Raw genomic sequence first — 24,838 nt, forward strand, 5'->3', positions numbered from 1 at the left:
TTTATACCCTCTCTCCTCTTCAAAAATATTTTTCTAACTTACTTTCTGTAAATCATCAAAATATGGAATCTTTCTATTATTCTGTAAATAAATATAGTAAGTACGCTACAATTGAGAAAAGGAGGAAGATAGATGATTAAACAATCGGTTATTGAAAATGTACTGCAAGCAGCCCTTACTTCAGGGGGAGATTTTTCAGAATTATTCATTGAAGATAAATACGTGAATTCACTAACTTTACGAGGCGGCAAGATGGAACAAAGTATATCTGGACGAGATTTTGGCATTGGCATACGTATTTTTAGTGGACTCCAATCTATTTACACATACACAAACGATATCTCAGAAGAAGGCTTGTTAATAGCAGCAAGGCGAGCCGCACTTGCCATCAAGGGGGGCACTGCTGGCACCATTCTTCCGCTCCATCCAGAGCATATAACCCCTATTCACAAAATCTTAAAAACACCAAACACTGTCGAACATGCAAGAAAAGCAGACGTCATGCGACAGGCAAATGAAATTGCGCGAAGTTATGATGAACGTATCAGTCAGGTTGGCATTCGCTATTTGGATGAACAACAACATATCCTCATTGCTAACTCGGAAGGTAAATTTGTGGAGGATACGCGGATCTATAGTAGACTCTCAATTCAAGCAACTGCCGCCGAAGGGAACGAAGTGCAAACAGGATTCTACGGTCCAGGGGCACATGCCGGCTTTGAATTTATGGAAAACCTAGACCTTCATCACTATGCAGGCGAAGCGTCACGTATTGCCATTACAATGCTTCATGCGGATGAATGTCCAAGCGGTAAATTCCCTGTCATCATTGATAATGAATTTGGTGGTGTTATTTTTCACGAAGCTTGTGGTCATGGACTTGAAGCGACAGCTGTCGCAAAAAATAATTCCGTATTCGCAAATCGCATTGGCGAAAAAGTGGCACCCGATATTGTTACATATATTGATGATGGCACCCTCCCTAATGAATGGGGTTCTCTCAATATGGATGATGAAGGGGAAAAAACGCGCAAAAACATCTTAATTGAAAATGGTATATTAAAAGGTTATTTGATTGATAAATTCAATGCCCGGCGCATGAATACTGAACCGACTGGCTCTTCACGTCGCCAATCCTATCGTTTCAGTCCAACATCACGTATGACCAACACCTATATCGCACCAGGCACCTCTACACCAGAAGATATTATTGCCTCAACCGAATACGGTATTTATGCAAAATATATGGGTGGCGGACAAGTAAATCCGGCGACTGGTGATTATAACTTCGCAGTGATGGAAGCCTATACCGTGCAAGACGGTAAAATTGATCGCCCTGTACGCGGTGCAACACTTATTGGAAACGGGGCAAAAACATTACAGCTAGTTGATCGTGTCGGGAATAATCTAGCGCATGGTGCAGGCATGTGCGGATCAGTCAGTGGCAGTCTTCCAGTGAATGTCGGCCAACCGATGATTCGCGTTAGTAAAATTACAGTTGGTGGAACAAAGGGGGAATAATTTATGACAATCGCTGAATTCCAAGAAAAACTGCTACAACAAGCGGTAGATGCTGATTTTAAAGAAGTGGAAGTTTATTTCGAACGTAAGACATCCTTTGAATGCAAGCTTTATGAAGGTCAAATTGATAGCTACGAGACATCTGAAGATGGTGGTCTTAGTCTTCGAGGGCTTTATAATGGAAAAATGGGCTATGCCTATACCGAAAAACTAGACGATGATTCGATTCCATTCTTAATCGACAGCGCCAAAGCCAATGCAGACATACTTGACGAAGATGAAGGAATCGATATTTTCGAAGGCAGTAGCGAATACGCAGGCCATCAGTTTTATAGTGAAGAACTGGCGAATATTGAAATTCCCGAAAAGATAGCACTACTACGCTCTATTGAAAAGAAAATACGTATGTATGACCCACGAATCGTGACACTTGATTATTGCTTATTGAAAGAGTTTTCAACTGAACGTTCCTTGGTAAATAGTAAGGATCTATCATTATCACAAAAAGAGAATGGCTTGGTGATCTTCATTTCAACAGTTGTCAAAGATGGTGAAGAATTGAAAACTGCTGGCTATTTGAAAATGACACGTGATTTTTATGCGCTTGATGTCGAAGAAATTGCCAAAGAAGCCGCTGAAGAAGCACTTGCTAATCTAGGTGAGAAATCTATCCCCTCTGGCAAATATCCAATTATTTTACGCTATGACGCAACAGCTGCATTACTTGCAACCTTTATGCCTATATTCTCGGCTGAAAATGCTCAAAAGAATCAGTCCCTATTAAAAGGAAAAGTTGGACAGAAAGTGGCCTCCGATGCATTTACATTGTTAAATGCCCCCTTTCATCCTAAAGCTTTGACTGGCTCAAATTTTGACGGAGAAGGTGTTGCAACGAAACAACAAGCGATTATTTTAAATGGCACGTTACAAACACTGCTTCATAACCGAAAAACCGCAAAAATTGAAGGCTGCGCCACAAGCGGTCATGCGCATAAAAATTCTTACAAAGGCACACTGACAATCGCACCTCAAAATTTATATGTTCCACCCGGCAAGAAAACACAAGCTGACTTAATTGCTGCCATTTCAGAAGGAATCCTTATCACTTACTTATCCGGACTTCATTCGGGTACAAATACTATTTCCGGCGATTTTTCTGTTGCAGCAACGGGGTTCCATATTAAAGACGGCAAAATCATCTCATCTGTCAAACAAATGACAATCGCTGGTAACTTCTTTGATCTTATGAAAGATATTGAGGAAACCAGCTCAGAGCTTTACTTCCTTCCACAAGGCTACGGCTCCTCCTCTCTCCTAGTGAAGGAGCTTTCCGTTACGGTTGAATAACAAAAGAGAAAAAGTGTTAGATTGACTGATGTCGATCTAACACTTTTTTGCTGTAAGCGTTGATGTCCGCTACGGCGGACGCTTTCCGGGGGCGTGGCCTAAGCCTGTAGTCTCAGGCGTCACGCTAATCCCCCAGGAGTCGCCGCCTTCGCTACCATCAACTAGTACTCTCTTCTGAATTTTATTTATTCCAAAAGGAAGAACGTCTAAATTTTTCTTCATTTTTAGATAGCAAAAATTTAATAACGCCTTTGCTCCTCTTTCTTTAAAGTTATGTCCCAGCTTCTTCGCGCAACAGCGAAGCGTAACGTGCAACCACCTCCCCGCGTGATGGTGAACCATCAGCATTGGATTACACATACAGAAAAAGCACACTCACTGATGTGAATGTGCTTTGTATTATTTTGATAAATCGATTTTTTTATTTAATAAATAAATCGTTACACCACCAACCGTCATTGACAATAACTCCCCAATCCCAACGGTAAACCAAGTTGCCCAAAACGGAAGATCATAGAGGATTGTTAATTGACCTGCTACGGTAAACATCGAGAACGCAAAAATCAATGCAGTCACAACCATTTTCAAGATGTCATTTGTGATATTTTTTGTTACTTTCCGGCACAGGATTAACACAAGGAATGTCGCAATCCCACCAATAGGTACATCTAATATCCAAGTGGGTGACATAAAATTCGCCAGTATTACGCCTATTGTCACTGCTAATACATAACGTTTGTTGTACAACGCTAGATAGTTGAACATCTCCGACAAACGTAGTTGTACAGCCCCAAAACTAAAGACTGCCAATAAAACAGTTACAGCCACATACAGGGCCGCGACAAGTGCCGTCTTTGTAAGCTCACTTACAGACGTACGAGATGAGTCTTTTAAAATAGATGTATTCAATTTTATTCTCCTTTGTAAAATAGCCAATGCGCTATTTTAGTCATAACTACGACCAAAGGAAGAGAGCCAATCGCCCTATCTGAAGTGTCGTAGTGCAAGCCAAATTTTGCTTACTTGCGTATTATAGCAAAAGAATTTACGATTGAACAATGTTATTTTGTAAGCCACCCGCCATCAATCGGAATAACGGCACCATGCATATAATCAGCTGCCTGACTCGCCAAATAAAGCGTTAAATTCGCCACCTCGCTTGGTTGGGCCCAGCGACCTGCCGGTGTTTCATTCGCTACCCATTTTGCCATGTCGCCACTCCCCTCAAAGTCTGCCTTGTTCATTGGTGTTTGAATGGCTCCAGGTGCGATGGCATTGGCACGAATTCCATCACGACAATAATCTAAATCTACCTGCTTCGTATAACCAACAATCGCATGTTTGGATGCTGTATACGCCGCACCACCACCGCCAGCAACAAGCCCTGCAATAGACGCCATATTGACGATGACACCTGATTTACGTTTTACCATATGAGGTAATATCGTATTCGTCACAAAATAAGTACCCTTGACATTGGTATTCATGATTTTATCCCATAACGCCTCATCTGTATCGAGCGTTTTTGCAAAGCCATCTAATACACCTGCAGTATTTAATAAAATATCCACATGTTTATATATTGAAACTGCTTGTTCATATGCTTGCTCTACATCGTTCTTATTGCATACACTGCCTAAGCTGTAAGCAAAATGTTTAGGATATCGTTGATGTAGATTGAATAATCCCTGCTCCTCTAAATCAAAACCAAATACATTGGCCCCATTTTCTAAAAATGCAATGGCTTGAGCCTGACCAATACCTGAAGCAGCACCCGTTACAAATACCGTCTTGCCCACATACTCTTCAAACTTCATAACATCTCTCCTTCTCTATAAAGTGAAACTTCAATCAGTGGAGGTTTTCTTCTTCCCCCACAATTAATTGATCGCCCCCTAGTGGATGCGTTCTTCTCCTCCAATTTGAGGTGAACGACGACGCTTGTGGGAACAGAAAGAAGCCATCTCAGTAGTTATTTGAGATGGCTTCTCTTTACGATTAATCTACCATTATCCAATCTTCTGCTAACAAATCGCAGACAGTTGGTGTGAACATTGTGTAGCCCTCACCACGTACATTTATTAAAAAATACGGATTTAAATTCTCGCCATCATGTTCGCTTTGCCCAACAAGCTTCACATACAATTCGGCGCCGCCCCAACCATCACGAATTACTTTCTCGCCCGCTTTTAAACGTGGTAATACCTCTTCAAACGTCATCTTAACTCATCCTTTTTCTCAGTCATTGCAAGATTTCTACACCGAAAAAAGTATACTTGATATTTACCGCGTTTACAACTGCAGTGTGTTAAACTCCCAAAAATCCCTGTCAGGTAGCCCATGGGATCGCTCGGGTGAGGGCAGTTATCGCTCAGGTAGCCTATTGGAGTGCTTGGGTGGGGACATCCTTCGCTCAGGTAGCCCTTTGGAACGCTCGGGTGAGGGCATCCATCGCTCAGGTAGCCCTTTGGAACGCTCGGGTGAGGGTATCCTTCGCTCAGGTAGCCCACGATATCGCTCGGGTGGGGACTGCTATCGCTCAGGTAGCCCTTGGGATCGCTTTGGTGGAGGCATCCTTCGCTAATGTACAAACCGAACTACCAACCTGCAATGCCACTTTCCGCCATCTTTTTTGATACGGTTCATCGTAGCCCCTCTACCATGAATGTAAAAAAGAACCTTCCATCCAAAAATGGATGAAAGGTTCTATATTTTATTAATATGATTAGTTTTTGCTTAAACCTAGCACTTGCGCTGTAGAACTATGAACTTCTTCAAGAAGCGCTGGGTTTTCTACTAATGCTATGCCATAAGAAGGAATCATTTCTTTTAATTTTGGTTCCCACTCTTTTACCTGCTGAGGGAAGCATTTATTAATGACTTCAATCATAACTGGAACGGCAGTAGATGCACCTGGAGACGCACCGAGTAAGGCAGCGATAGAGCCATCAGCAGCACTGACAACCTCCGTACCAAATTGCAGCGTTCCTTTGCCACCAGCTTCCGTATCTTTGATGACTTGTACACGTTGGCCAGCAACGACAATATCCCAATCATCGCTCTTCGCGTTCGGGATAAAGTCACGTAACTCTTCCATACGTTGATCTTTTGATAACATCAATTGTTGGATCAGATATTTTGTTAAGCCCATTTCTTTCACGCCTGCCGCCAATAACGTAGTAATATTATGCGGTTTGACAGATGCAAATAAATCCATATTGGAACCTGTTTTTAAGAACTTCGGTGAGAAGCCAGCGAACGGTCCAAATAGTAATGATTTTTTATTATCGATAAATCTTGTGTCTAAATGCGGCACAGACATTGGTGGCGCACCAACCGCAGCTTTGCCGTATACTTTGGCATGATGCTGCTCAACAATATCCTGATTGTTACATACCATGAATAATCCACTAATCGGGAATCCACCAATATGTTTGCCTTCAGGAATACCTGATTTTTGTAATAACTCTAAGCTTCCGCCACCAGCTCCGAGGAAGACGAATTTTGCCGTATGATATTCCATTCTACAGCCATCGATATCATGCACTTTTAATTCCCATGAGCCGTCTTTCGTACGCTTAATGCTTTCAACACTATGATTGTAGTTGATATCGACATCTTGCGTTTTTAAGTGGTCAAATAACATACGCGTTAAAGCTCCAAAATTGACATCTGTACCTGTGTCAATTTTTGTTGCCGCAATCGCTTCATCCGCTGGGCGATCTTGCATAATAAGCGGAATCCATTCCATTAGTTTTTCTGGGTTATCGGAAAATTCCATCCCTTTAAACAATGGATTATTCGACATCGTTTCAAAACGTTTTTTCAAATACTCGACATTTTTTTCGCCTCTCACCATACTCATATGTGGTAAGGGCATGATGAAGTCTTCTGGATTTTGGATGAGCTTGCGATTGACAAGATATGACCAAAACTGCATAGAAACCTGGAACTGTTCATTCACATTGATGGCCTTGCTAATATCGATAGAGCCGTCTGGTTTTTCAGATGTGTAGTTAAGCTCGCACAATGCTGCATGCCCTGTTCCCGCATTATTCCATTCGTTAGAGCTTTCTTCTCCGGCGTTTGCAAGTTTCTCAAACACTGTAATATTCCAGTCTGGTGCTAATTCTTTGAGCATTGTTCCCAAAGTCGCACTCATAATTCCGGCACCAATTAAGATGACGTCTGATTTAATTTGTTTGCTACTCATTTTTATCTTCCTTATATATTAAGATTTGCAGAAAGGATGTAGGCGCTCCTGTTTGGCAGTCACAATAAGACAAGATGCGACTTAGGAACACAACTTTTCTGTATCAATTATAACCTTATTGCAGTATATCACATTTAATTATAGATTAAAATATCTACTATCTATACGATAGTTGTAAGCTAGTCAGAAGTAGGGGACAAGCGAGAATTCCTTCTACAGGACCTAGCACATTCCTGTATTTCGCAACATTTCGCAAGTTGCCTTCGAGCTAATATTTGTTGTTACTTGTAATATGGTTCAGCGCATATTAAATTATGTATAAAGGACAACACACGAATCTTTTACAAACACTTAACTAAGTTACTTGCATAAACCACCCTTCATTGTTTAATATCGTTTTCAAGTCTTCCATCCATTTTTCATGGTTTTTCGACTTCTGCTACAAGACGAACCATGTCCACCAAAGCCCTGTTATTCACATAAACACCCCCATTTTTTAAAACTTTTATTCGCACCCTATAAATTTTACCATATAACAACCAAAATTATTAGAATATTTTATATTATCAAATATTAAAAAAAGAGGTGAAATTTCACCTCTTTCAAATAAAAGACTTCCTTGATTCATTGCTCGGTCTTGATACAGCTTTCAATAAGGTCACTTCCCAAGAAATAATCGTTGTACTGTCCCTTACATTACATTATTTACTTTAATGGTATATGAGGGATAATACGCCATTATCTTCTCCACAGATTGACAATGCATGTGATATTTCTCTAGGGTTTATAAATCATTTGGACATTCTGAGTCCATCGATTGTAAAAAAATATGATTTGCTCTCCTTTTAGGCATGAACTACAACACAAACAATCAATCCATCTTCTTCTTCATTTGCACTTGCTCAGTTGTCACTTCCAAGCCGTTTTCTAGTAAATAGTTCGTTACGGGATTGCTGGCTAAGAAATTAACAGCGGTGATGCTTACTTTTTCGTTGGTTAAACTTGCCAGGAAATGAGGAATATCTTCTACAGTGCCTTTTTCAAGCAATTCTAGCTGGAAGCATCGTAAACTTTCTAATTGTCCCTCATTGTTCCAAACACTTCTATATAACATATAACCGATTGCTTCATTTTCTTGATTATAAAATACGCTTGCTTCTCCCTGCTTGTTACTATGCCAACTACATTGCCAAGGCACATCTTCTTTATAGAAAGAAAAGTTTGAAAGCTGCTCTGGGCGAATCGTTTCTACCTGCATCTGTATTGGCTCCTGAACATGTGCTTCAAACGCGCCACTTAGAAACAGCAAGTGATTCGTTATTTCATAGCCATACTTTTCGTAGAGGGCAATAGCTTTACTATTTTCATTTATTGCTTCAAGCGTAGCAATTTCAACGTTTTCTCTTGCATAGATTGCCAATGTTTCGTCCATTAAAGCGCGTGAAATGCCCTTCCCTCGATAGTCCGGTGAGACACCTGTTCCACCATTCCATGACGTCTTTCTTCCATTTAAATGTCTAACCCCATTCATGACAATGCCAACTGGCGTATTTCCATCAAAGGCAACAATGGATAACTCTGGAGATAGCTCCTCCCTTACGAGTCGGTTTAAAAACATCTCTTCGCTCATCTCAATTCGCACAAAATATCCTTCAAAGCCTTTATTCCAAGCTATTAAAACTTCTTCCAATGTACATTGTGATACAGTTTTCATTTCCATGAGTATCCCTCTATTCTATGAATGATTTATTTTAACTCGCTGCTCCCTAGATCGGCTAATTCAGCTAATGACAATTGTTTCACAATCTCATAGCCGTTTCCTTGACCTCTAGGCTTGACAATCACAGTTCCTAAGTTTGAGATTTTGCCCAGTCCTACTCCTGTTGGAAAGCTATGGGCAATAATCATTTTGTTCGTTCCTTGAGGTGGTTTTATTTCCAATACTGACCGCAGATCAATTAAAATCTTATGTTGTTCAGAGGTTGAGAGATTGCCACCTAACTTAAAGATGTCATACCAAAAAGGCTCGATTTGAACATTGACATTGGGAAATGCTAACTGCGCCGTTTCGATTGTTCTACAAAAAGGGCTTGCGACAATTGGCGGGCTGATTGGAATTTGTAAATAGCGCAGCATTTGTCCATAATAAATAGCTTCTCTGCGACCAAGCTCAGACAAATTTCTTTGCGTATAACAGTATTGAAAATTAAAATACGGCTGATCGGTCCCCACCGTTGCTTCTCCATGCCTAGCATATAAAATGAATCCGCCCTCTCTCAGTAAATCCAGCAATGACTTTTCCAAGTACAACTTCCCCTCCTCAATATTACCATTCAGACTACTAATACTGTATGAACTTTAATGCCTATACAATGATTTTTTGGCAAAGATAAATTTACTTTCTTGCATGCAACGAAAGGGGCTGTCACAAAAGTCATTCAAACAATCACAATCGTTTCCTATATAGAAAATTCGCTTCGCTTTCCCGCAGGACTCTACGGATATTTTTTTCTTAATGTCAAAAAAATAGCATGCCAGGAAAGTACTCTCCTAGCATACTATTTTTACTTTTTGGGCAGCCCCTTGTTTTAGATTTACTTTAAAGGAATTTTTACAATGGCTGTCGTCTCAAGTTCTTTTGTCGGTTCGATTGAGATGTTCCCATTATATTTTTTCACGATTTCTTTCACAATAAACAAACCTTGACCTCTTATTTTTCCTTGCTCTGGTTTTTTAGTTGAATACCCTTGTTTAAATATTTGTTCACGCTCGATGATAGTCGGTCCTGTATTTGTAATCTTAAATTCATACTGGGAATCATCTGCCATACAACAAATCGTAATGTTACGTTGGCCTTCTGGTAATTCTGATGATGCATCAATCGCATTATCAATTAAATTCGATAATATTTTAATTAAATCTGTCGTTTTTATTTTATTGAATGCATCCTGAGAAACCGTAAAATCCATATAAATATTATGGTTTTGAGCGGCTAGCTTTTTCGTCTGCAATAATATAGAAAGACCTGGGTGATCTATATTTAACTTTAGTGTCTTTATAGCTTGAACTTCTTTAGATAGAGAGGATAGGTATTGTTGTGCCTGATCGGGTTTCCCTAATTGAAGAAAACCATGTAGCACTTGAATATGATTGGTGAAATCATGTCTCAAAGAGGACACAGAGGTGATTAAAGTTTTAATCTCCGTTTGGTAAGTATCCTCTGTTACCTCTACTTCCTTTGTCACTTCTTTTTGATACCATCTCTGTAAAAAATAAAAGGAAGCGATTACCACTAAAATAAATACACCATTAAAGATAAAGTTAAAAAGATTGTCTTCTAAAATTTTACCTTTGATACCATTCAGCGTATTCGCACTAATATCGATACCTAGGTAGGCGATAATCTGTCCAGTCCCATCCTTTACTGGTGCGCCAACTGAAAGATACGAACCGTAATCGGAATCCTTAATGACACCTGTTACATATGTATGACCTTCATAAGCTTGTCTGACTTGTTTTTCTGGTACTGTGCAAACCTCGCCTATGTCAAAACCATTTGTTTGCTCCTCGGGTAATCCAACTACCATTGCCGTTGATACTTCTGGGTTATCAATTTCCAATGTATAAACAAATAAAGCGCCTAGCTGTTCTCTTGCATCATTTAATTTACTTCTTAATTTCCAATAATGTTCGTTCTTTACAGGATCATTCAGAAATTGCTTATACTCATCTATATCAATTGACGATGCAATAGAGGCTGCTGCTTCAAGACTTTGATTTGCGATGGACTCTTCAACTGTCTTTTTCAATTTCACATAAGAGGTAAAGACATTTAAACTTGTAAATAATAATAATAAGACTGTCGATAACACTATAATTAGTTTGATTTTACGTTTTTTCATGCAAACAGGTACTTCCTCATCTATTGATTTAGCTAACTATTTCTAAAAATTGAGCTTTTATTTACGATTAAAATAAAATCTATAAATATTTTCTATACAATAATATTATACTATAATAAATTCCGAATTAACTTGATTGATTAATTAATCATATTTATAAAGACATACCTATATATCCTACTTTAATCTAGTGACAAAATCAATTTGTACTCAAATAGATAATATTTCATGCTCAAGACACAGAAATTCATACCAAAAAAGAGAATAGTATCAAAACCATCATACCATTCTCCCACTACATAAAGTTCAATTATTCTCAATAAACCACAATATATTAGATTTCTTGATAAATTCTACCCATTATCGTTCTCGGAAAAACTAGCCTCCCTTCCATATATTGTAAGTGTAGAGTTTCAGCCACAGAAAAAGCACGAGACCTAACTGGAAGCGTTAGCGACCAATGTGGCTCGTGCCTTGTCCGTGGAAAGTGACGCGGATTTACATGATTAGAAAATATACTGACCTAAAATAACTATAGCTATTTTCCATTCGTTCGAAATGTTTTACAGCACGTGTCCGAGGATTGATTTGCTTCTTCAGATTTGAACTGTAAATCAAAATCCGAAGCAAACTCTGTGTTATGCTTACTGTCTAACTTGTAATCCATATCGATTTCAATTGCTTCAGCCCCACAAATATTTCCTTTAGCATGAAAAAGACAATTTGAAACGGTACAGTTCACTTCTACATTTGGCATAGCTCTCCACCTCTTTCATGAAATAGGTCATGAAAAATACAGAAAAGGCCTTTCCTTACCTCTCCTATATTCCTCATTATGTAGGTTGTCCATTTCAAATTTTTTTACTATCGCAATTGTAAGTTAAATTTGGCCAACCATCTCTTTAAAGAACAAAGTTTAGCTGTAAAGGATTGCAAACGCAATGTGAAAGACCAGGCACTCGCACCTGGTCTAAAATAATAAAAAATGGTTTAACTCTTGCTTGGTGTCCGTGTCTTATCCTGTGGGTTTAAAAATTCAGGACGTTTACTATATCCTTTTGGGGATACACGTATTAAAGATTTTTTGATATCCGCCCAATTTAGGTTTGCTGCAATATTCAAGTATGGTACACCCAAGACACGCATATTTGCCGCATAAAGAATGAGGAAGAACAACGCCATAAAAAAACCAAATAAACCAAAAAAAGCAGAGGCTAGAACAAAAATCAATCGAAAAATACTCATCGCCGTTACAAAGGATTGGTTGACAAGTGTAAAGGCAGCAATACTTGATATCGCAATAACCACAATCATGGCAGGGCTCGTTACTCCAGCTTTAATCGCCGCTTCACCAATTATTAAACCGCCCACAACACTCATTGTTCCACTAATAACAGACGGAAGTCGAAGGTTTGCCTCACGAAATAATTCAAACATAAATAACATCATCAGTATCTCTAATACGGTTGGAAGGGGCAGTCCGTTTCTCGATTGAACAATTGTGGCTAACAGTAACACAGGTAATTGTTCTTGATGAAACGTTGAGAGCGCAAGCCAAAAACCTGGCAACAGTATACTGATTAAAATGCCTACTATTCGTAGCAATCGTTCCAAAGCGCTTGCAATATTTGGATAATCATTATCTTCACCTGATTTAAAAAGTAATAACATATTTGCAGGCGTAATAACGGCATACGATACGCCATCAACAAGAATGATAATCCGTCCTCTGGTCAAAGCTTGCACGGCAAAATCAGGACGGCCCGTATAGTCATGCCTCGGAAGGACTTTATCATTTTTGTCAAGTCGCTCCATCAGCAAATCCCCACTAAACACTATGTCTATATCAACTTGGTTTAGTTGCTTTTTTATGGTTGTCAGCATATTTTTATTTACGACATCCTCAAAATAGAGAACAGCTACTGTTGTTTTGGAACGCTTGCCGATTTCCAACGTCTCCACATTCAATGAATTTGTAGGTATTCGTTTCCGTATTAAGGCAATATTAATAAAAACATCTTCAATAAAATCATCTCTCGGCCCTCTAACAATTAATTCAAGTCTTGTTTCTTCCGGTTTTCGATTTGGTTTTTTTGCAATATTACTTGAGAAAAGAAAGTTTTCTTTTTCAAAATAGAGTAAAACATGTCCCCTATACACAAGTGTAATGGCATCCTCTTTCGTCTTTACTTTTTGAAGATCGGGAATGTGTAAATCATTTTTTATGTTGTCTTCTAGCAATTCCGCTGATATATCTTCGAATAGAGACTGGACTCTTTGAACAATGACACTATTGAGTAGCTGCTGATCGATCATCGCGTCACACGTAATAAAATGTACTTTATGTTCATTAAAGTTATATTGTTCAAACAGTACATCCGCAGAACGTTGAAACAATTCTTTCAAAGTTTTTACAGTTATTACTTGTTCCATTGATGTTCGTCATCTCCTACTTAGCCAGAAGTTAGTGTATTTATGAACAGCACAAGCATTCATACACTTAAAGATATTTTTCCCATGATATTTAATAATATTCAAAAAAAGCGAAACATTCATCGATGGAAATCTCCGACGTATAGGACATACTTCTATAGTTATTTACAATTGGGTTCAGCCAATCATTTTTTTCAAATTCGCCATTTCAATCGCAGACATTGCTGCATCGTAACCCTTGTTACCTGATTTAGTACCGGCTCGTTCGATTGCTTGCTCGATGTTTTCAGTCGTCACAATACCGAAAATAACAGGAACATTTGTAGAAAGTGACACGCTTGCAATGCCTTTTGCAGATTCGTTGCATACATAGTCATAATGGGTTGTAGAGCCACGGATGACTGTCCCTAATCCAATGATTGCGTCATAATTCTTCGTTTCTGCTAGTTGTTTGGCGATAAATGGTACTTCAAATACACCAGGCACCCAAGCAACATCTATCAAATCCTCGCTTACGCCGTGACGTTTTAACCCATCTAATGCACCGTCTAATAATTTACTTGTAATAAATTCATTGAATCGCCCTACTACTACAGCGATTTTTAAGTCTGATCCGATTAACTGTGCTTCAAAAGTTTTGCCCATCATGAATGCTCCTCTTCTATACTGTTATTTTGTTTTCAACACTTGTTTGCTTACGTCGAAAGGCGGCTAATGCCTCAATCGAAATCATTTTCAAATTATGTTGTGCTGCATATTGCACTAAATCATGAAAACGTAGCATTTCGCCACTATCCCCCATGATTTCGCAGATAATACCTGCTGGAATACTGTTGCATAGTCTCGCTAAGTCAATCGTAGCCTCTGTATGTCCTCTGCGTTCTAAGACGCCATTTTCTTTCGCAATAAGGGGGAATACATGCCCCGGTCTACGAAAATCAACAGCTTGCGTTTGTGGTTCTAGCATTTTTTGAATCGTCATTGCCCGTTCATAAGCACTAATACCAGTTGTTGTATGCTTGTAGTCAATACTAACGGTGAATGCTGTTTGATGATTGTCGGTATTGTTTACCACCATTGGGTGCAATGCTAATTTTTGTGCAAGTTGCTGTGAAACTGGCGTACAAATAAGCCCTCTACCGTATGTCGCCATAAAGTTAATGGTTTCAGGTGTACTAAACTCCGCAAGTGCCAGTAGGTCACCTTCATTTTCACGATCCTCATCATCCACCACGACAATCATTTTGCCTTGTTTTAAATCCTCTAAAGCCTCTTCAATTGAATGTAACAATTGATCTCCTCCTAAAATCCATGTTTTGTTAAATAGTCTCGCGTTATAGCGGATGTTGCTTGACCACGCTGTAGCTGATGAAGAATGTATTTGCCAACCAAATCGGTTTCAATATTGACGGATGTACCTACATTTTTCACACCTAAAATCGTTTCCTTGTACGTATGAGGAATGAGTGATACAGTGACACTGTTATTTTCGACATGAAAGATTGTTAAACTGGTACCGTCGATTGTAATTGAACCTTTTGGCATACAATAGCTCGTCAATTCCTCTGAGAGCTCAATATCAATATATACGGCATTTGCCATCGGTCGCTTGCGTAAAATTTTCCCCACACCATCAACATGCCCAGACACAAAATGACCGCCAAAGCGTCCATCTGCAGGCATGGCTCGCTCTAAATTCACCGCATCGCCAACTGCGAGTTGCTGTAAATTGGTAGCTTTCACCGTTTCAGGCATCACGTCCATCGTCAGCTCCTGCTCATTAAAATGCGTCACCGTTAAACAAACACCATTGACCGCGATACTATCACCGAGCTTCACATCACTGACCATCTTGGTAGAAATAACGGTTATTCTCATACTTTGCCTATTGTTATGCAAGGTTTTAATGGCGCCAACATCTTCTATAATCCCTGTAAACATTTTGTCACCCTCTTTCTATCGTTTGTTGATGCTATCCGTCACTTTGGACGTGCTATCCACCACTTTGAACGTTCTATCCAACACTTTGGATGTGCTATCCAACACTTTGAACGTTCTATCCAACACTTTGGATGTGCTATCCAACACTTTGAACGTTCTATCCATCTACTTTTAGGATGCTATCCGTCCCTCCTCAACTGCAAAACGAGCAAACTTTTGCCTCTAGATGGCCATTTGATCCAGCTAAGAAAAAACAAAAAACCCCTTACATGTAAGGGGTTGGGAGATTTCACACTATAAGACGTCATCAAATAAACCTAATCGATATCACAATTTTCAATAGGTTGCCATCTCATTGTTCTTCTCCCATCCAGACTATAACTGTCGGTTTTGGATTTGCACCAAATCAGCTTTCGCTCACGGACTTTGAATTGCTTCATCACCGCCGATTGGGATTTTCACCCGACCCCGAAGAACATTTCACATTATTCAATTTTAGCCAAATAAAAAACTCCCCAACGCAGCCGATGGGAAGTAGGTTCGTAAAAAGCGTACACAAATAGACCTTTTAAACTCAGACGAATTTAAAAAGATATCACTTTTTACCCTTCTCCCATCCAGACTATAACTGTCGGTTTTGGATTTGCACCAAATCAGCTTTCGCTCACGGACTTTGAATTACTTCATCACCGCCGATTGGGATTTTCACCCGACCCCGAAGGATTTTTTATTTAGCTTGCATTAACGATAACACTAATCAACAATATTATCTACTAAAAATCTTTTTTTCATGTAGCCTTAAAAACTCCTATAATATATGACCTTTAACATGTCCATCATGCCTAGAAATTATCATGAAGAATATTGGATAAATGCGAAAAATTTATTTATTGGCTATAAGATTCTTCAGTTTAAAGAAAAGCAAACAGCCAGTCCCCGGTGAAATACCGAGAACTGGCTGTTGTTTTCTTACTTATTGGCTTCATATACTTTCAATAGCTTACCTTTGATCGTCGTTTTCTTCATGTTTTTTAAGACAATCGGACCTTTATTATTTAGTATTTCTACATAAGTAAACGTATCTGTAATAGTAATGATGCCGATATCTTCTGCTGATACACCATCAATTTTGGCAATCGTCCCGACGAAATCTACTGCTCTTAGCTTCTTTTTCTTCCCACCATTAAAATATAACTTCATGATTTGCTCGTTCAGCTTTTCACTTTTCGCCTTTTTCAATGCTGGTTCAAGATCCATTTTCGCTTCAAAAGCTACTTTCTTTTTCGAAGCCTCTTCTTCAGTTGGCGCTTCTTTGTTAGGAATTTTAAAACCAATATAGTCTTCAATTTCACTTAAAAAACGATCTTCAAATGGTGTTACAAGTGTAATTGCTTTCCCTTGTAGCCCTGCTCGTCCCGTTCTTCCAGTACGATGGACGTAACTTTCTTTCTCTAACGGCAAATCATAGTTGATGACATGCGTGATATTATCAATATCAATACCGCGAGCAGCTACATCTGTGGCAACCAAATAGCGGAAATCGCCTCTTTTAAAATCATTCATTACTTCAAGTCTTGCATCCTGTACCATACTACCATGAATTTTATCACAGCTATAGCCGAAATTGATTAACTGTTCACATAACGTATCGACTCTATCCTTTGTGCGGCAAAAAATGATGCAGCTATCTGGATTTTCAACAATCGTTACATTACGCAGCACAGATAGTTTTTGTTCTTCTTCCACTACGTAAAGTGAATGGTCGATTTTATCGGTAGTTAATCCTGTAGCCTTTATCTCTACATCAGTCGGTGTTTTCATATACTTAAGCGCTAAGTCTTTAACCTTTTCAGGTAACGTAGCTGAAAATAACATCGTCACACGATTTTGAGGTACTTGTTTAATGATGGATTCGACTTGTTCGATGAAGCCCATGTTTAGCATTTCGTCCGCCTCATCAATGACAAGATAACGAATTTTGTCTAAGACCAGTGTTCCTCTTTCAATATGATCTAGCATACGCCCTGGCGTACCAACAACCACATGTGTTTTTTGCTTTAGTTCTGTTTTTTGAATAGCTATCGGCTGTTTTCCATAAACTGCTGTTGCCTTAATGCGTTTAAATCTCCCGATATTCGTAAAATCCTCTTTTACTTGAACAGCAAGTTCCCTCGTCGGTGTTAACACTAACGCTTGTGGTTTGTTTTCTAGCCAATCAATGGCTTCACAAATCGGTATGCCATACGATGCCGTTTTCCCACTACCTGTTTGCGATTTTACAACAAGATCCATTTTTTCTAATGCGAACGGAATAACCTTGCTTTGAACTTCTGTTGGTTGTGTATATTCTAGGCGATCCAGCGCCATTATTATGTCATTACTTAATGTATAATCCTTAAATCCATTTTTACTCATTACGAAGCCTCTTTTATTTTCAATTTGCAAATATCTAGTTCCTAACTCATTATGAGTAAAATTACATCATAAAAATACTCAATCTATAAAAAAGAATTCATCATCATACAATGGGCGTGATTTCCGTGCCGGCTGAGCACTTTCCGGGTGCGTCTGATGAGCCGCTTCACTCGCAAGCTCGCTCCAATCAACAAGTGTACTACTATTAATGGAGCAAAAAGCAACTACCATTTTACTAGATGAAAATAATTGTTTGATATTTTACTCATTATGAGTTCTTAACACAGACTCTTATTATACATAGCAAAGAGAATAATAACTACTCTCGAAGTTGAGGCAATTTTCTAATTTACTATATAGATACATGTAAATGCTTTTCTCGTAAACAATTATCAAGCATAATAAGTGAGTAAAGCTATCAAAAAAAGAAAACAATGGACTCAAGACAAAAGCATGACTACATTTCCCCCCAATGAGTAACATACTAAGATATGACGACGATACGACTGAATCCTAAAGGAGTACAACTACTAATGAAACATATTATTTTTGATTTTGATGGCACGTTAGCCGATTCTACGAAGGTTTTTATGTCTGCGTGGAATAATTTAGCTGATAAATATCATTATAAAAAGATAAAGCTCGAAGAATTAGAATCTCTGAAAAAATTGTCCATCATGGAGCGTAGTAAATTATTTAACTTTCCCATGTATAAAATGCCCATCTTTATCCCTCAATTTTATCGGTTATACCGCCAATCCATAAAGGATGTCCACCTTATTGACGGCATGAAGGACTTATTAAAAGAGCTCAAAAAGAAGGGTTACACAATCACCATCATCTCTTCTAACGATAAAGAAAATATTTTAGAATTTTTAAAATTGAACAAAATAGACACTGTCACAAATGTGATTTGCTCTAGTCGTATTTTTGGCAAAGATAAAATTATTCATAAATACTTAAAAGATCAGCATTTAAAGCCTTCAGAAGTGATATATGTTGGCGACGAGCAACGAGACATTGTTGCCTGTAAGAAGGTTGGCATCCCAATTATTTGGGTTAGCTGGGGATATGATGCTATTGAAGTGGTTCGAGCCGAAAAACCCGACTACAAAGTGTACGCCCCAGCCGAAATTTTGGAAATCATTTAATAAGCAGATTCCAGCCGTAGGTAATCTTCATCCTCTACTGTTGGAATCTTTTTTTATGGTGTCTTTTTCAAAATCTCTTCATATCTCTCCGATGTCCTTACTTCCACTGTCAGAAAGTCTTTACCATAGACCGCCTTTATTAAAAATGGAACATCGCTTGTATTTTGAAATCTGAAGTCTAATCCACCATATGACACAGTGGCATCTCTTCCTTTTGGTACATACCCTATATCTAATGAATGATGATGTCGCTCTACAAATTTTATTGGCATTTGATCTACCGCATTAAAAAGCGTCGAGGATGTTTGGCAAATCCCTCCTCCAATGCCCATCACTACTTTTTTATTGATGATTTCAGGTGCAGGTTGATAGCCATTTGCCTCGTCTCTCGGACCTACTACCGTATTAAAAGAGAAATGATCCCCACTGCCGACGATGACATTATTAATAGCCTGTGCTGAAAGCTCAATGTTTTTGTTTCTCCCTACGTCTGAAGTATTGAAGTACGTTGTATAGGAGGCGACAACAACATCTTCTAAATAAGGAATATCCTCAAAATAATAACCACTTTCTGATACATATAACGGCATTTCCACATCTCCACCGGTTGCTGATGCCGCCATCACTTTTTCCACCAATTCATTTTCTTTCAAAAGCACCTGTGGGTTTCCTTTAATAATTTGACCATTTTCATCAATTCGATCGAGTACCATTCGCTTATCATAACCCGCTTCTGTTTTAGTCCCTCTTGCAAGCTCTTTCGCTAATTGTTCAATTTTCTTTTTATACGTTGCAACATCTTCTTCATAGCCTAAGTCTTTCGGCGATAAGGTTTGTATGATATCCATTGTATTCGGATCGACAATATTTACGACCGTAGGCACTATTTCTTGTGTGTCTTTTTGATCGACAGACACTGGCTTTTGTAATTCCTCGATTTGTTGTGTTAATTCATTTACTTGATTCTCTAATTCTTTTTCTTTTGCCGGTTTCCCCTGACAACCCGCCAGTCCAATAGCACAGACAACACAAATTGTAGCCAACCATTTTCTCTTCACGCTCAAACACCTACCTCTACGGTACTTCTACAGAGACATCTTATTCATGTATTGATAGTAGTGTGTTTATTTTCCTTCATTTTTATTTATGGCTACTAACTTATTTACAAAGTAAAACACGCTACAAAAGTTTATATTCCCACTTTTGTAGCGTGTTGTTTTTAAAGATTCAGTGCTCGGTACATAAATGCCACGAATTGCGCGCGTGTCACTGGTTCATCTGGTCTGAAATTACCGTTGTCACCAAGTGCAATGCCGACATGTGCGAGCGCGGCAATATAATCATAGCTCCAATGCGTTTTCGGAACGTCTTGAAAAGTGCTTGTCCCACCTGGTGTGATGCCAAATGCGAGGACAAGTATTTTCGCCAGTTGTGCACGTGTTAGTGATTCGTTGGGATTGAATTTGCCGTTAGAACCGTCTACAACGCCTGCTTGCTGTAATCTTGTAATGGCCTCATAGTATGGATGATTTGTTGGGACATCACTAAACTGTGTGGCCTCGCGTTTGGGTGTTAACTCAAAAGCACGGGCAAACATCACTGCCACATGTTCGCGTTTGATAGGTTCATTTGGTCGGAATGTGCCGTCAGGATAACCTGTGATAATCCCACGAGCTGCGATGTCCTCAATCATGTCCTTTGCCCAGTTGTTTGAACTATCTGTGAATCGATAGCTTGGTGTTATTTCTTCTGGTTGCTCTGGCTCTTCAGGTGTTGGGACTGGTTTTGTTGGCTCTACTGGTGTCGGATTTGGTGTTGGGCTCGGAGTTGGGCTTGGACTTGGCTCCGGTGTCGGAATATAGCCACCACCATTATCTGAACTGCTACTAGTCTTGTACTCAATTGATGCCATGTTTGAAATACTTAGATTCCCTGCAGCATCACGATACTGTACGTAGAGCTTCTTCTGCCCAGCATTCCCAGTCAAAGTCCATTCTTTTGTAGGCGCTACTTTTTCCCACGCTGACCAGTTTAGTTCATCTGTAGAAAAACGCATTTCAGTGACTCCACTTCTCGAACCATCTGATGAAGTTAGACTAAGTGTTACAGAATGACTATTTGTCGTAGCAGAACCTCTATTAATAACAACTGTTCCTGTGGGTGCTGTTCTATCAATCTTAAAATTTATCGTTGTGACACGGCCTGCTATATTTGTGACAAGCAACGTGTACGTCCCTTCCTTATCCACCTTCGTTCCTCTCGTAAAGGCTACTCCATTTAACGTCGCCGTTCCCTTATTAAATACGATTGTTACCTTGTCTTTGTAAGCACCGCCATTTGTTACGCCTGTGACAGTTGGTGCTGTCTTGTCAATTGTGAAGCTTACAGTAGTGACATTGCCCGAAGTATCCGTTACAACCAACGTGTACGTTCCTTCCTTGTCCACCTTCGTTCCACTCGTGTAGGCTACTCCATTTAACGTCGCCGTTCCCTTATTAAATACGATTGTTATCTCGTCTTTGTAAATACCTCCATTTGTTACGCCTGTTACGATCGGTGCTGCCGTATCAATCGTAAAATTTACCGTCGTGACATTGCCTGCCGCATCTGTTACAACCAGTGTATAGCTTCCATCCTGGTCGATCTCTGTACCGCTGGCAAAAGCCGCTCCATTCAATGTCGCCGTTCCTTCATTAAAGCTAGGCGTTACCTTTGCTTTGTAATTACCTCCATTTGTTACACCTGTTACGATCGGTGGTGCCGTATCAATCGTGAAATTTACCGTCGTGACATTGCCTGCCGCATCCGTTACAACCAGTATATAGCTTCCATCCTGGTCAATTTCCGTACCGCTGGCAAAGGCCGCTCCATTCAATGTCGCCGTTCCTTCATTAAAGGTAACATTAACAGCCTCTTTGTAATTTCCATTGTTCGTAATCCCTGTCACTGTAGGTGCTACCTTATCGATTTGGAAACTCACCGTTGTTACATTCCCTGCCGCATCCGTTACGACTAGGGTATACACACCATCTAGTGAAACCTGTGAACCACTAACAAAAGCTGCTCCGTTTAAGGTTGCTGTTCCTTCGTTAAAGGTAATCGCTTTGTTCGTGTTGTATATTCCACCGTTCATTACACCAGTCACAATAGGCGCTGACGTATCAATCGTGAATGTCACCGTTGCACTATTGCCTGCTGGATCGGTAACGATCAGTGTATATGTTCCATCCTGCGTGATAGTTGTACTACTGGAAGAGGGATTCCCATTGAGCAATCCGCTGCCTTCGTTAAATAGAGGCGTAACTGTGCTGTTATATACTTTGTTATTCACTACATTCGAAATAACAGGAGCTATCGTATCTACTGTAATCATATTGCTGATGATTGAGCTACTCGTATTGCCTACTTTATCTTTATATTGTACATATACGGTTTTAGCTCCCTGTCCAGCTGGAAGGTTCCATGACTTCCCGTTCAAGTCAGCGATACTGAACCAACTAGTCTGCCAACTGCCGTTGATATTGGAGAGACGTGCCTGCTCAACTCCTGAGCCGCTTCCATCCGTATAGGTTCCTTTCAAAGTGACCGTGTCTGATTTCGTCCATGTGGCACCATCATTAATGATCAGTGATCCTGTTGGTGCTGTCTGATCCAATAGAATAGTCTGAGAAGAATTGGCTGATATCCCATTGTTGGAATCCCTTAACTGCATATAGATGGTCTTCGATCCATCTCCTCCACTTAGACTGAATGTTGCTGTATTACTGAAAGGTAGCCAAGATGCCGCCGATAAATTGGCAGCGCTATTGGCAAATCTCATATGGGTAACACTATCACCTACATCAGGATCTGATCCTGTTACGGATAGATTGACTGTGCTGTTGCCTGTCATCGCTCCTTCCATAATCGTGAAGGAACCCGTAGGAGGAGTATTTACAGGTCCAGTCTCATAAGTAACAATCAGCTTCGGGCGGTATGCAGCATTCCCATAAGTTTCTAAGGAATGAATAGAGAGCCAGCCGCTATCTGCATCGGCCTCATTCCCATTGAGTGTAAAGGTTATTTTGCGATCAGAACCATCCGTAAAGGCATCGACAGCACTCTTCACATTAAGTGTAATCGATTGATCCTGAAGATAAGTTCCCATCGGCACTTCCGTAGTGCTTTTCGCAGTGAACTTATCTGCATAAGGACTATTTGTATCTAACGAAGGGAAGGTTACATAATTCAAATCATTCGCCGCAGATCCCCTAGCTTCCATATACAAAGTATGGTTAGGCTCTCTGATAACAGTAGCAACAGTCAAGACCAACTCTGCTGATACAACACTCCCTTCTGGCACGCCTAAATCAAACGTTACGCCAGCCCTCTGCCGAACATTCCCGAATTCGTCGTTACTCCTGCCAATACTAAGAAAACCATCCCCATCATGATCATGAATGCCGTCATACTGAATATGGCCTTGTAATTCCATGGTATCCATCGTTGCTGTATATGACTTTGTTACTGTACTTCCTGCAGCAAGTGGTGCAAAATCAGGTACTATTACGGAAAATAAAAAAATAAGAACCACCAATCCTACCCGTTTATTTTTCTTCATTTACTATTCCTCCTTGAAAAATATCTCTTATACACTGTAAAATAACAAACAACTGTGCGCTACTGACGAATGTTAAGGGTTTGATTATTAACATTAAAAAAAGATTTTTTAATAAGAAATCGCACCACCTATAAAGGTGGGAGACTTCTGTACTTGTCGCTACGCTTTCGGTACAAAAAATATTTGCTGAAAGAAGTCTATATAAAAATCCCTAACTAACCACCAAATTATAGTGAGAGAGTTAGGGATTTTTCTTCTGTTTAAGCTTTATATGCTCGTGCTACGTAATAAGCGATTGAGCCACTTCCTGAATTGCAGCGAATACTCAATTTAAGGCCGTCTTTTTCAACCTCCCAGAATTGCTTATTGTTATTGGAAGTCCTTTCCGCAACTGTTTTAGCACTTTCATCTATGGCACAATAACAATTATTATCGGTAGAAAGAGATGTTAACGGACATTCTACACCGAATGAGAATTTAGTGCTTGTGCTACCATATTGCATTGTAAAGCCATATTGAGTCCCTATTAAAGCCTTATCTCGCTTCTCAGCCGCAATTAATCCAGCTATAGGGTATTTAGCAGCCCCAGGAATTTCGACACCTTCAGGAATAGGCGTTGTCATTAGCATTGGTTTGCCGTGAATATTATGATCGTCTACAAATACAAGGGGCTTGTCCAATTCATTAATTAACAAGACAATAGCATTTGCTGGTTTTGTCATAAAATAAATGATCGGAATAATGATCGCTACGATAACAAGAGCCGCGATCGCGACAACTACACCAACTGTCGCAGTAGTAACACCAGCTAGGGCTGCGACTGCTTCGGCAGCACCAGCTGCCAATTTTATCACAACTTCCGAAATTGCTAAGGAGCCGATTCCTAATACGCCTGAAAGTAGGATTTGTGCAGTCACAAGTCCTGCATCGTCTTTTTCCATCCCTTTTAATCGTTCAAGACCATCAATAATGACATGCAGTTGTCTTTTGATATCATCACCAGTCGCATTGACGAGAATATCATACGTCTCCTTTTTCAAAGGAATTGCTGCAGTTTGGTCACTTGCCTGTAACTCAGAGATATCCTTGCCTAGCGCGTCCGCCAGCGCTTGCTTTCTTTCCTCTATAAAAATAGCCTGAAGCTTATTGATTTCCTCTTGAGAAGTAGCTTTCTCGAGCTTTGTTGCATAATCCGGGAATAATGACCGGAACCCCTGTTTTAACTTAAGATCGATATCAATTGTAGTGTGCATAAATTTCGAACCTCCCGTGTTTTTTTCAATATTTTTTAGCTTGTTGTCCACCAATCGTACTG

Annotated in this window: 20 protein-coding genes and 2 riboswitches; of the genes, 4 read left to right on the forward strand and 16 right to left on the reverse strand. The window is 39.6% G+C overall.

All coding sequences use genetic code 11. The features are described 5' to 3' along the window. Positions 1-132 precede the first annotated feature (132 nt). Positions 133-1,521 (forward strand): TldD/PmbA family protein, encoded by a 1,389-nt coding sequence (locus ACQKII_RS10100; RefSeq protein ID WP_427458825.1) that lies wholly within the window; start codon positions 133-135, stop codon positions 1,519-1,521. A gap of 3 nt (positions 1,522-1,524) precedes the next feature. Then, entirely contained in the window at positions 1,525-2,868 is a 1,344-nt protein-coding gene (locus ACQKII_RS10105; RefSeq protein WP_427458827.1) for a TldD/PmbA family protein, read from the forward strand. 399 nt (positions 2,869-3,267) lie between these two features. Here ACQKII_RS10105 and ACQKII_RS10110 read toward each other — a convergent pair whose 3' ends face one another. From ACQKII_RS10110 to ACQKII_RS10120, 3 genes are all read right to left on the reverse strand, one after another. Then, a complete protein-coding gene (locus tag ACQKII_RS10110) occupies positions 3,268-3,777 on the reverse strand; it encodes a QueT transporter family protein (RefSeq protein WP_143998102.1) in 510 nt (169 codons plus the stop codon). Positions 3,778-3,929: 152 nt separating this feature from the next. Further along, a complete protein-coding gene (locus tag ACQKII_RS10115; protein ID WP_427458829.1) occupies positions 3,930-4,685 on the reverse strand; it encodes a 3-oxoacyl-ACP reductase in 756 nt (251 codons plus the stop codon). A gap of 181 nt (positions 4,686-4,866) precedes the next feature. After that, on the reverse strand, positions 4,867-5,088 hold the full coding sequence (locus ACQKII_RS10120) for a DUF2829 domain-containing protein (protein ID WP_427458831.1): 222 nt from the start codon (positions 5,086-5,088) through the stop codon (positions 4,867-4,869). Positions 5,089-5,173: 85 nt separating this feature from the next. Here ACQKII_RS10120 and ACQKII_RS10125 point away from each other — a divergent pair, with 85 nt between their 5' ends. After that, positions 5,174-5,452 carry a hypothetical protein gene (locus ACQKII_RS10125; protein ID WP_427458833.1) on the forward strand — a complete coding sequence of 93 codons (279 nt, stop codon included), beginning with the start codon at positions 5,174-5,176 and terminating at the stop codon, positions 5,450-5,452. Positions 5,453-5,593: 141 nt separating this feature from the next. Here the strand turns inward: ACQKII_RS10125 and ACQKII_RS10130 are convergent, their stop codons facing one another. The 10 genes from ACQKII_RS10130 to ACQKII_RS10175 all read right to left on the reverse strand — a co-directional run bounded on the left by ACQKII_RS10130 (position 5,594) and on the right by ACQKII_RS10175 (position 17,772). Then, on the reverse strand, positions 5,594-7,081 hold the full coding sequence (locus ACQKII_RS10130) for a malate:quinone oxidoreductase (RefSeq protein ID WP_427458835.1): 1,488 nt from the start codon (positions 7,079-7,081) through the stop codon (positions 5,594-5,596). An 871-nt stretch (positions 7,082-7,952) separates the two neighbouring features. After that, positions 7,953-8,801 (reverse strand): GNAT family N-acetyltransferase, encoded by an 849-nt coding sequence (locus ACQKII_RS10135; RefSeq protein ID WP_427458837.1) that lies wholly within the window; start codon positions 8,799-8,801, stop codon positions 7,953-7,955. A gap of 26 nt (positions 8,802-8,827) precedes the next feature. After that, positions 8,828-9,385, reverse strand: coding sequence for a histidine phosphatase family protein (locus ACQKII_RS10140; RefSeq protein WP_427458839.1), 558 nt, complete (start codon positions 9,383-9,385; stop codon positions 8,828-8,830). 290 nt (positions 9,386-9,675) lie between these two features. Then, positions 9,676-10,983: a sensor histidine kinase gene (locus ACQKII_RS10145; protein WP_427458841.1), complete on the reverse strand. Its 1,308-nt coding sequence runs from the start codon at positions 10,981-10,983 to the stop codon at positions 9,676-9,678. A 538-nt stretch (positions 10,984-11,521) separates the two neighbouring features. Then, entirely contained in the window at positions 11,522-11,740 is a 219-nt protein-coding gene (locus ACQKII_RS10150) for a DUF1540 domain-containing protein (RefSeq protein ID WP_427458843.1), read from the reverse strand. A 233-nt stretch (positions 11,741-11,973) separates the two neighbouring features. Next, positions 11,974-13,416, reverse strand: a complete 1,443-nt coding sequence (locus ACQKII_RS10155) for a spore germination protein (RefSeq protein ID WP_427458845.1) — start codon at positions 13,414-13,416, stop codon at positions 11,974-11,976. A 177-nt stretch (positions 13,417-13,593) separates the two neighbouring features. Then, the gene (gene ribH / locus ACQKII_RS10160; protein WP_427459060.1) at positions 13,594-14,061 is read right to left on the reverse strand and encodes a 6,7-dimethyl-8-ribityllumazine synthase; all 468 of its coding nucleotides are present in this window, start codon (positions 14,059-14,061) and stop codon (positions 13,594-13,596) included. 16 nt (positions 14,062-14,077) lie between these two features. Further along, entirely contained in the window at positions 14,078-14,707 is a 630-nt protein-coding gene (gene ribB, locus ACQKII_RS10165) for a 3,4-dihydroxy-2-butanone-4-phosphate synthase (RefSeq protein WP_427458847.1), read from the reverse strand. An 11-nt stretch (positions 14,708-14,718) separates the two neighbouring features. After that, entirely contained in the window at positions 14,719-15,357 is a 639-nt protein-coding gene (ribE, locus tag ACQKII_RS10170; RefSeq protein WP_427458849.1) for a riboflavin synthase, read from the reverse strand. Between the two features lie 354 nt (positions 15,358-15,711). Then, positions 15,712-15,837: riboswitch (FMN riboswitch) on the reverse strand. 121 nt (positions 15,838-15,958) lie between these two features. After that, positions 15,959-16,084, reverse strand: a riboswitch (FMN riboswitch). Positions 16,085-16,326: 242 nt separating this feature from the next. Next, a complete protein-coding gene (locus tag ACQKII_RS10175) occupies positions 16,327-17,772 on the reverse strand; it encodes a DEAD/DEAH box helicase (protein WP_427458851.1) in 1,446 nt (481 codons plus the stop codon). Positions 17,773-18,305: 533 nt separating this feature from the next. Between ACQKII_RS10175 and ACQKII_RS10180 the strand changes: the two genes are divergently transcribed. Next, positions 18,306-18,923 (forward strand): HAD-IA family hydrolase, encoded by a 618-nt coding sequence (locus tag ACQKII_RS10180; protein ID WP_427458853.1) that lies wholly within the window; start codon positions 18,306-18,308, stop codon positions 18,921-18,923. 53 nt (positions 18,924-18,976) lie between these two features. Here the strand turns inward: ACQKII_RS10180 and ACQKII_RS10185 are convergent, their stop codons facing one another. From ACQKII_RS10185 to ACQKII_RS10195, 3 genes are all read right to left on the reverse strand, one after another. Beyond that, positions 18,977-19,981, reverse strand: coding sequence for a VanW family protein (locus ACQKII_RS10185; protein ID WP_427458855.1), 1,005 nt, complete (start codon positions 19,979-19,981; stop codon positions 18,977-18,979). 161 nt (positions 19,982-20,142) lie between these two features. Beyond that, complete coding sequence (locus ACQKII_RS10190; protein WP_427458857.1) at positions 20,143-23,523, reverse strand: S-layer homology domain-containing protein; 3,381 nt, start codon at positions 23,521-23,523, stop codon at positions 20,143-20,145. 260 nt (positions 23,524-23,783) lie between these two features. Beyond that, entirely contained in the window at positions 23,784-24,776 is a 993-nt protein-coding gene (locus ACQKII_RS10195; RefSeq protein ID WP_427458859.1) for a hypothetical protein, read from the reverse strand. Positions 24,777-24,838: the final 62 nt, after the last annotated feature.

It is taken from the genome of Lysinibacillus sp. NPDC048646 (assembly GCF_050272295.1).
In the GTDB taxonomy this organism is placed as follows: domain Bacteria; phylum Bacillota; class Bacilli; order Bacillales_A; family Planococcaceae; genus Lysinibacillus.

What these genes read in the sequence shown, in the direction of transcription:
- ACQKII_RS10155 (WP_427458845.1), bottom strand. Translation starts at nt 13,416, where the DNA reads ATGGAACAAGTAATAACTGTAAAAACTTTGAAAGAATTGTTTCAACGT.
- ribE (WP_427458849.1), bottom strand. Translation starts at nt 15,357, where the DNA reads ATGTTTACAGGGATTATAGAAGATGTTGGCGCCATTAAAACCTTGCAT.
- ACQKII_RS10100 (WP_427458825.1), top strand. Translation starts at nt 133, where the DNA reads ATGATTAAACAATCGGTTATTGAAAATGTACTGCAAGCAGCCCTTACT.
- ACQKII_RS10190 (WP_427458857.1), bottom strand. Translation starts at nt 23,523, where the DNA reads ATGAAGAAAAATAAACGGGTAGGATTGGTGGTTCTTATTTTTTTATTT.
- ACQKII_RS10130 (WP_427458835.1), bottom strand. Translation starts at nt 7,081, where the DNA reads ATGAGTAGCAAACAAATTAAATCAGACGTCATCTTAATTGGTGCCGGA.
- ACQKII_RS10115 (WP_427458829.1), bottom strand. Translation starts at nt 4,685, where the DNA reads ATGAAGTTTGAAGAGTATGTGGGCAAGACGGTATTTGTAACGGGTGCT.
- ACQKII_RS10150 (WP_427458843.1), bottom strand. Translation starts at nt 11,740, where the DNA reads ATGCCAAATGTAGAAGTGAACTGTACCGTTTCAAATTGTCTTTTTCAT.
- ribH (WP_427459060.1), bottom strand. Translation starts at nt 14,061, where the DNA reads ATGGGCAAAACTTTTGAAGCACAGTTAATCGGATCAGACTTAAAAATC.
- ACQKII_RS10195 (WP_427458859.1), bottom strand. Translation starts at nt 24,776, where the DNA reads ATGCACACTACAATTGATATCGATCTTAAGTTAAAACAGGGGTTCCGG.
- ACQKII_RS10175 (WP_427458851.1), bottom strand. Translation starts at nt 17,772, where the DNA reads ATGAGTAAAAATGGATTTAAGGATTATACATTAAGTAATGACATAATA.
- ACQKII_RS10105 (WP_427458827.1), top strand. Translation starts at nt 1,525, where the DNA reads ATGACAATCGCTGAATTCCAAGAAAAACTGCTACAACAAGCGGTAGAT.
- ACQKII_RS10135 (WP_427458837.1), bottom strand. Translation starts at nt 8,801, where the DNA reads ATGGAAATGAAAACTGTATCACAATGTACATTGGAAGAAGTTTTAATA.
- ACQKII_RS10145 (WP_427458841.1), bottom strand. Translation starts at nt 10,983, where the DNA reads ATGAAAAAACGTAAAATCAAACTAATTATAGTGTTATCGACAGTCTTA.
- ACQKII_RS10180 (WP_427458853.1), top strand. Translation starts at nt 18,306, where the DNA reads ATGAAACATATTATTTTTGATTTTGATGGCACGTTAGCCGATTCTACG.
- ACQKII_RS10120 (WP_427458831.1), bottom strand. Translation starts at nt 5,088, where the DNA reads ATGACGTTTGAAGAGGTATTACCACGTTTAAAAGCGGGCGAGAAAGTA.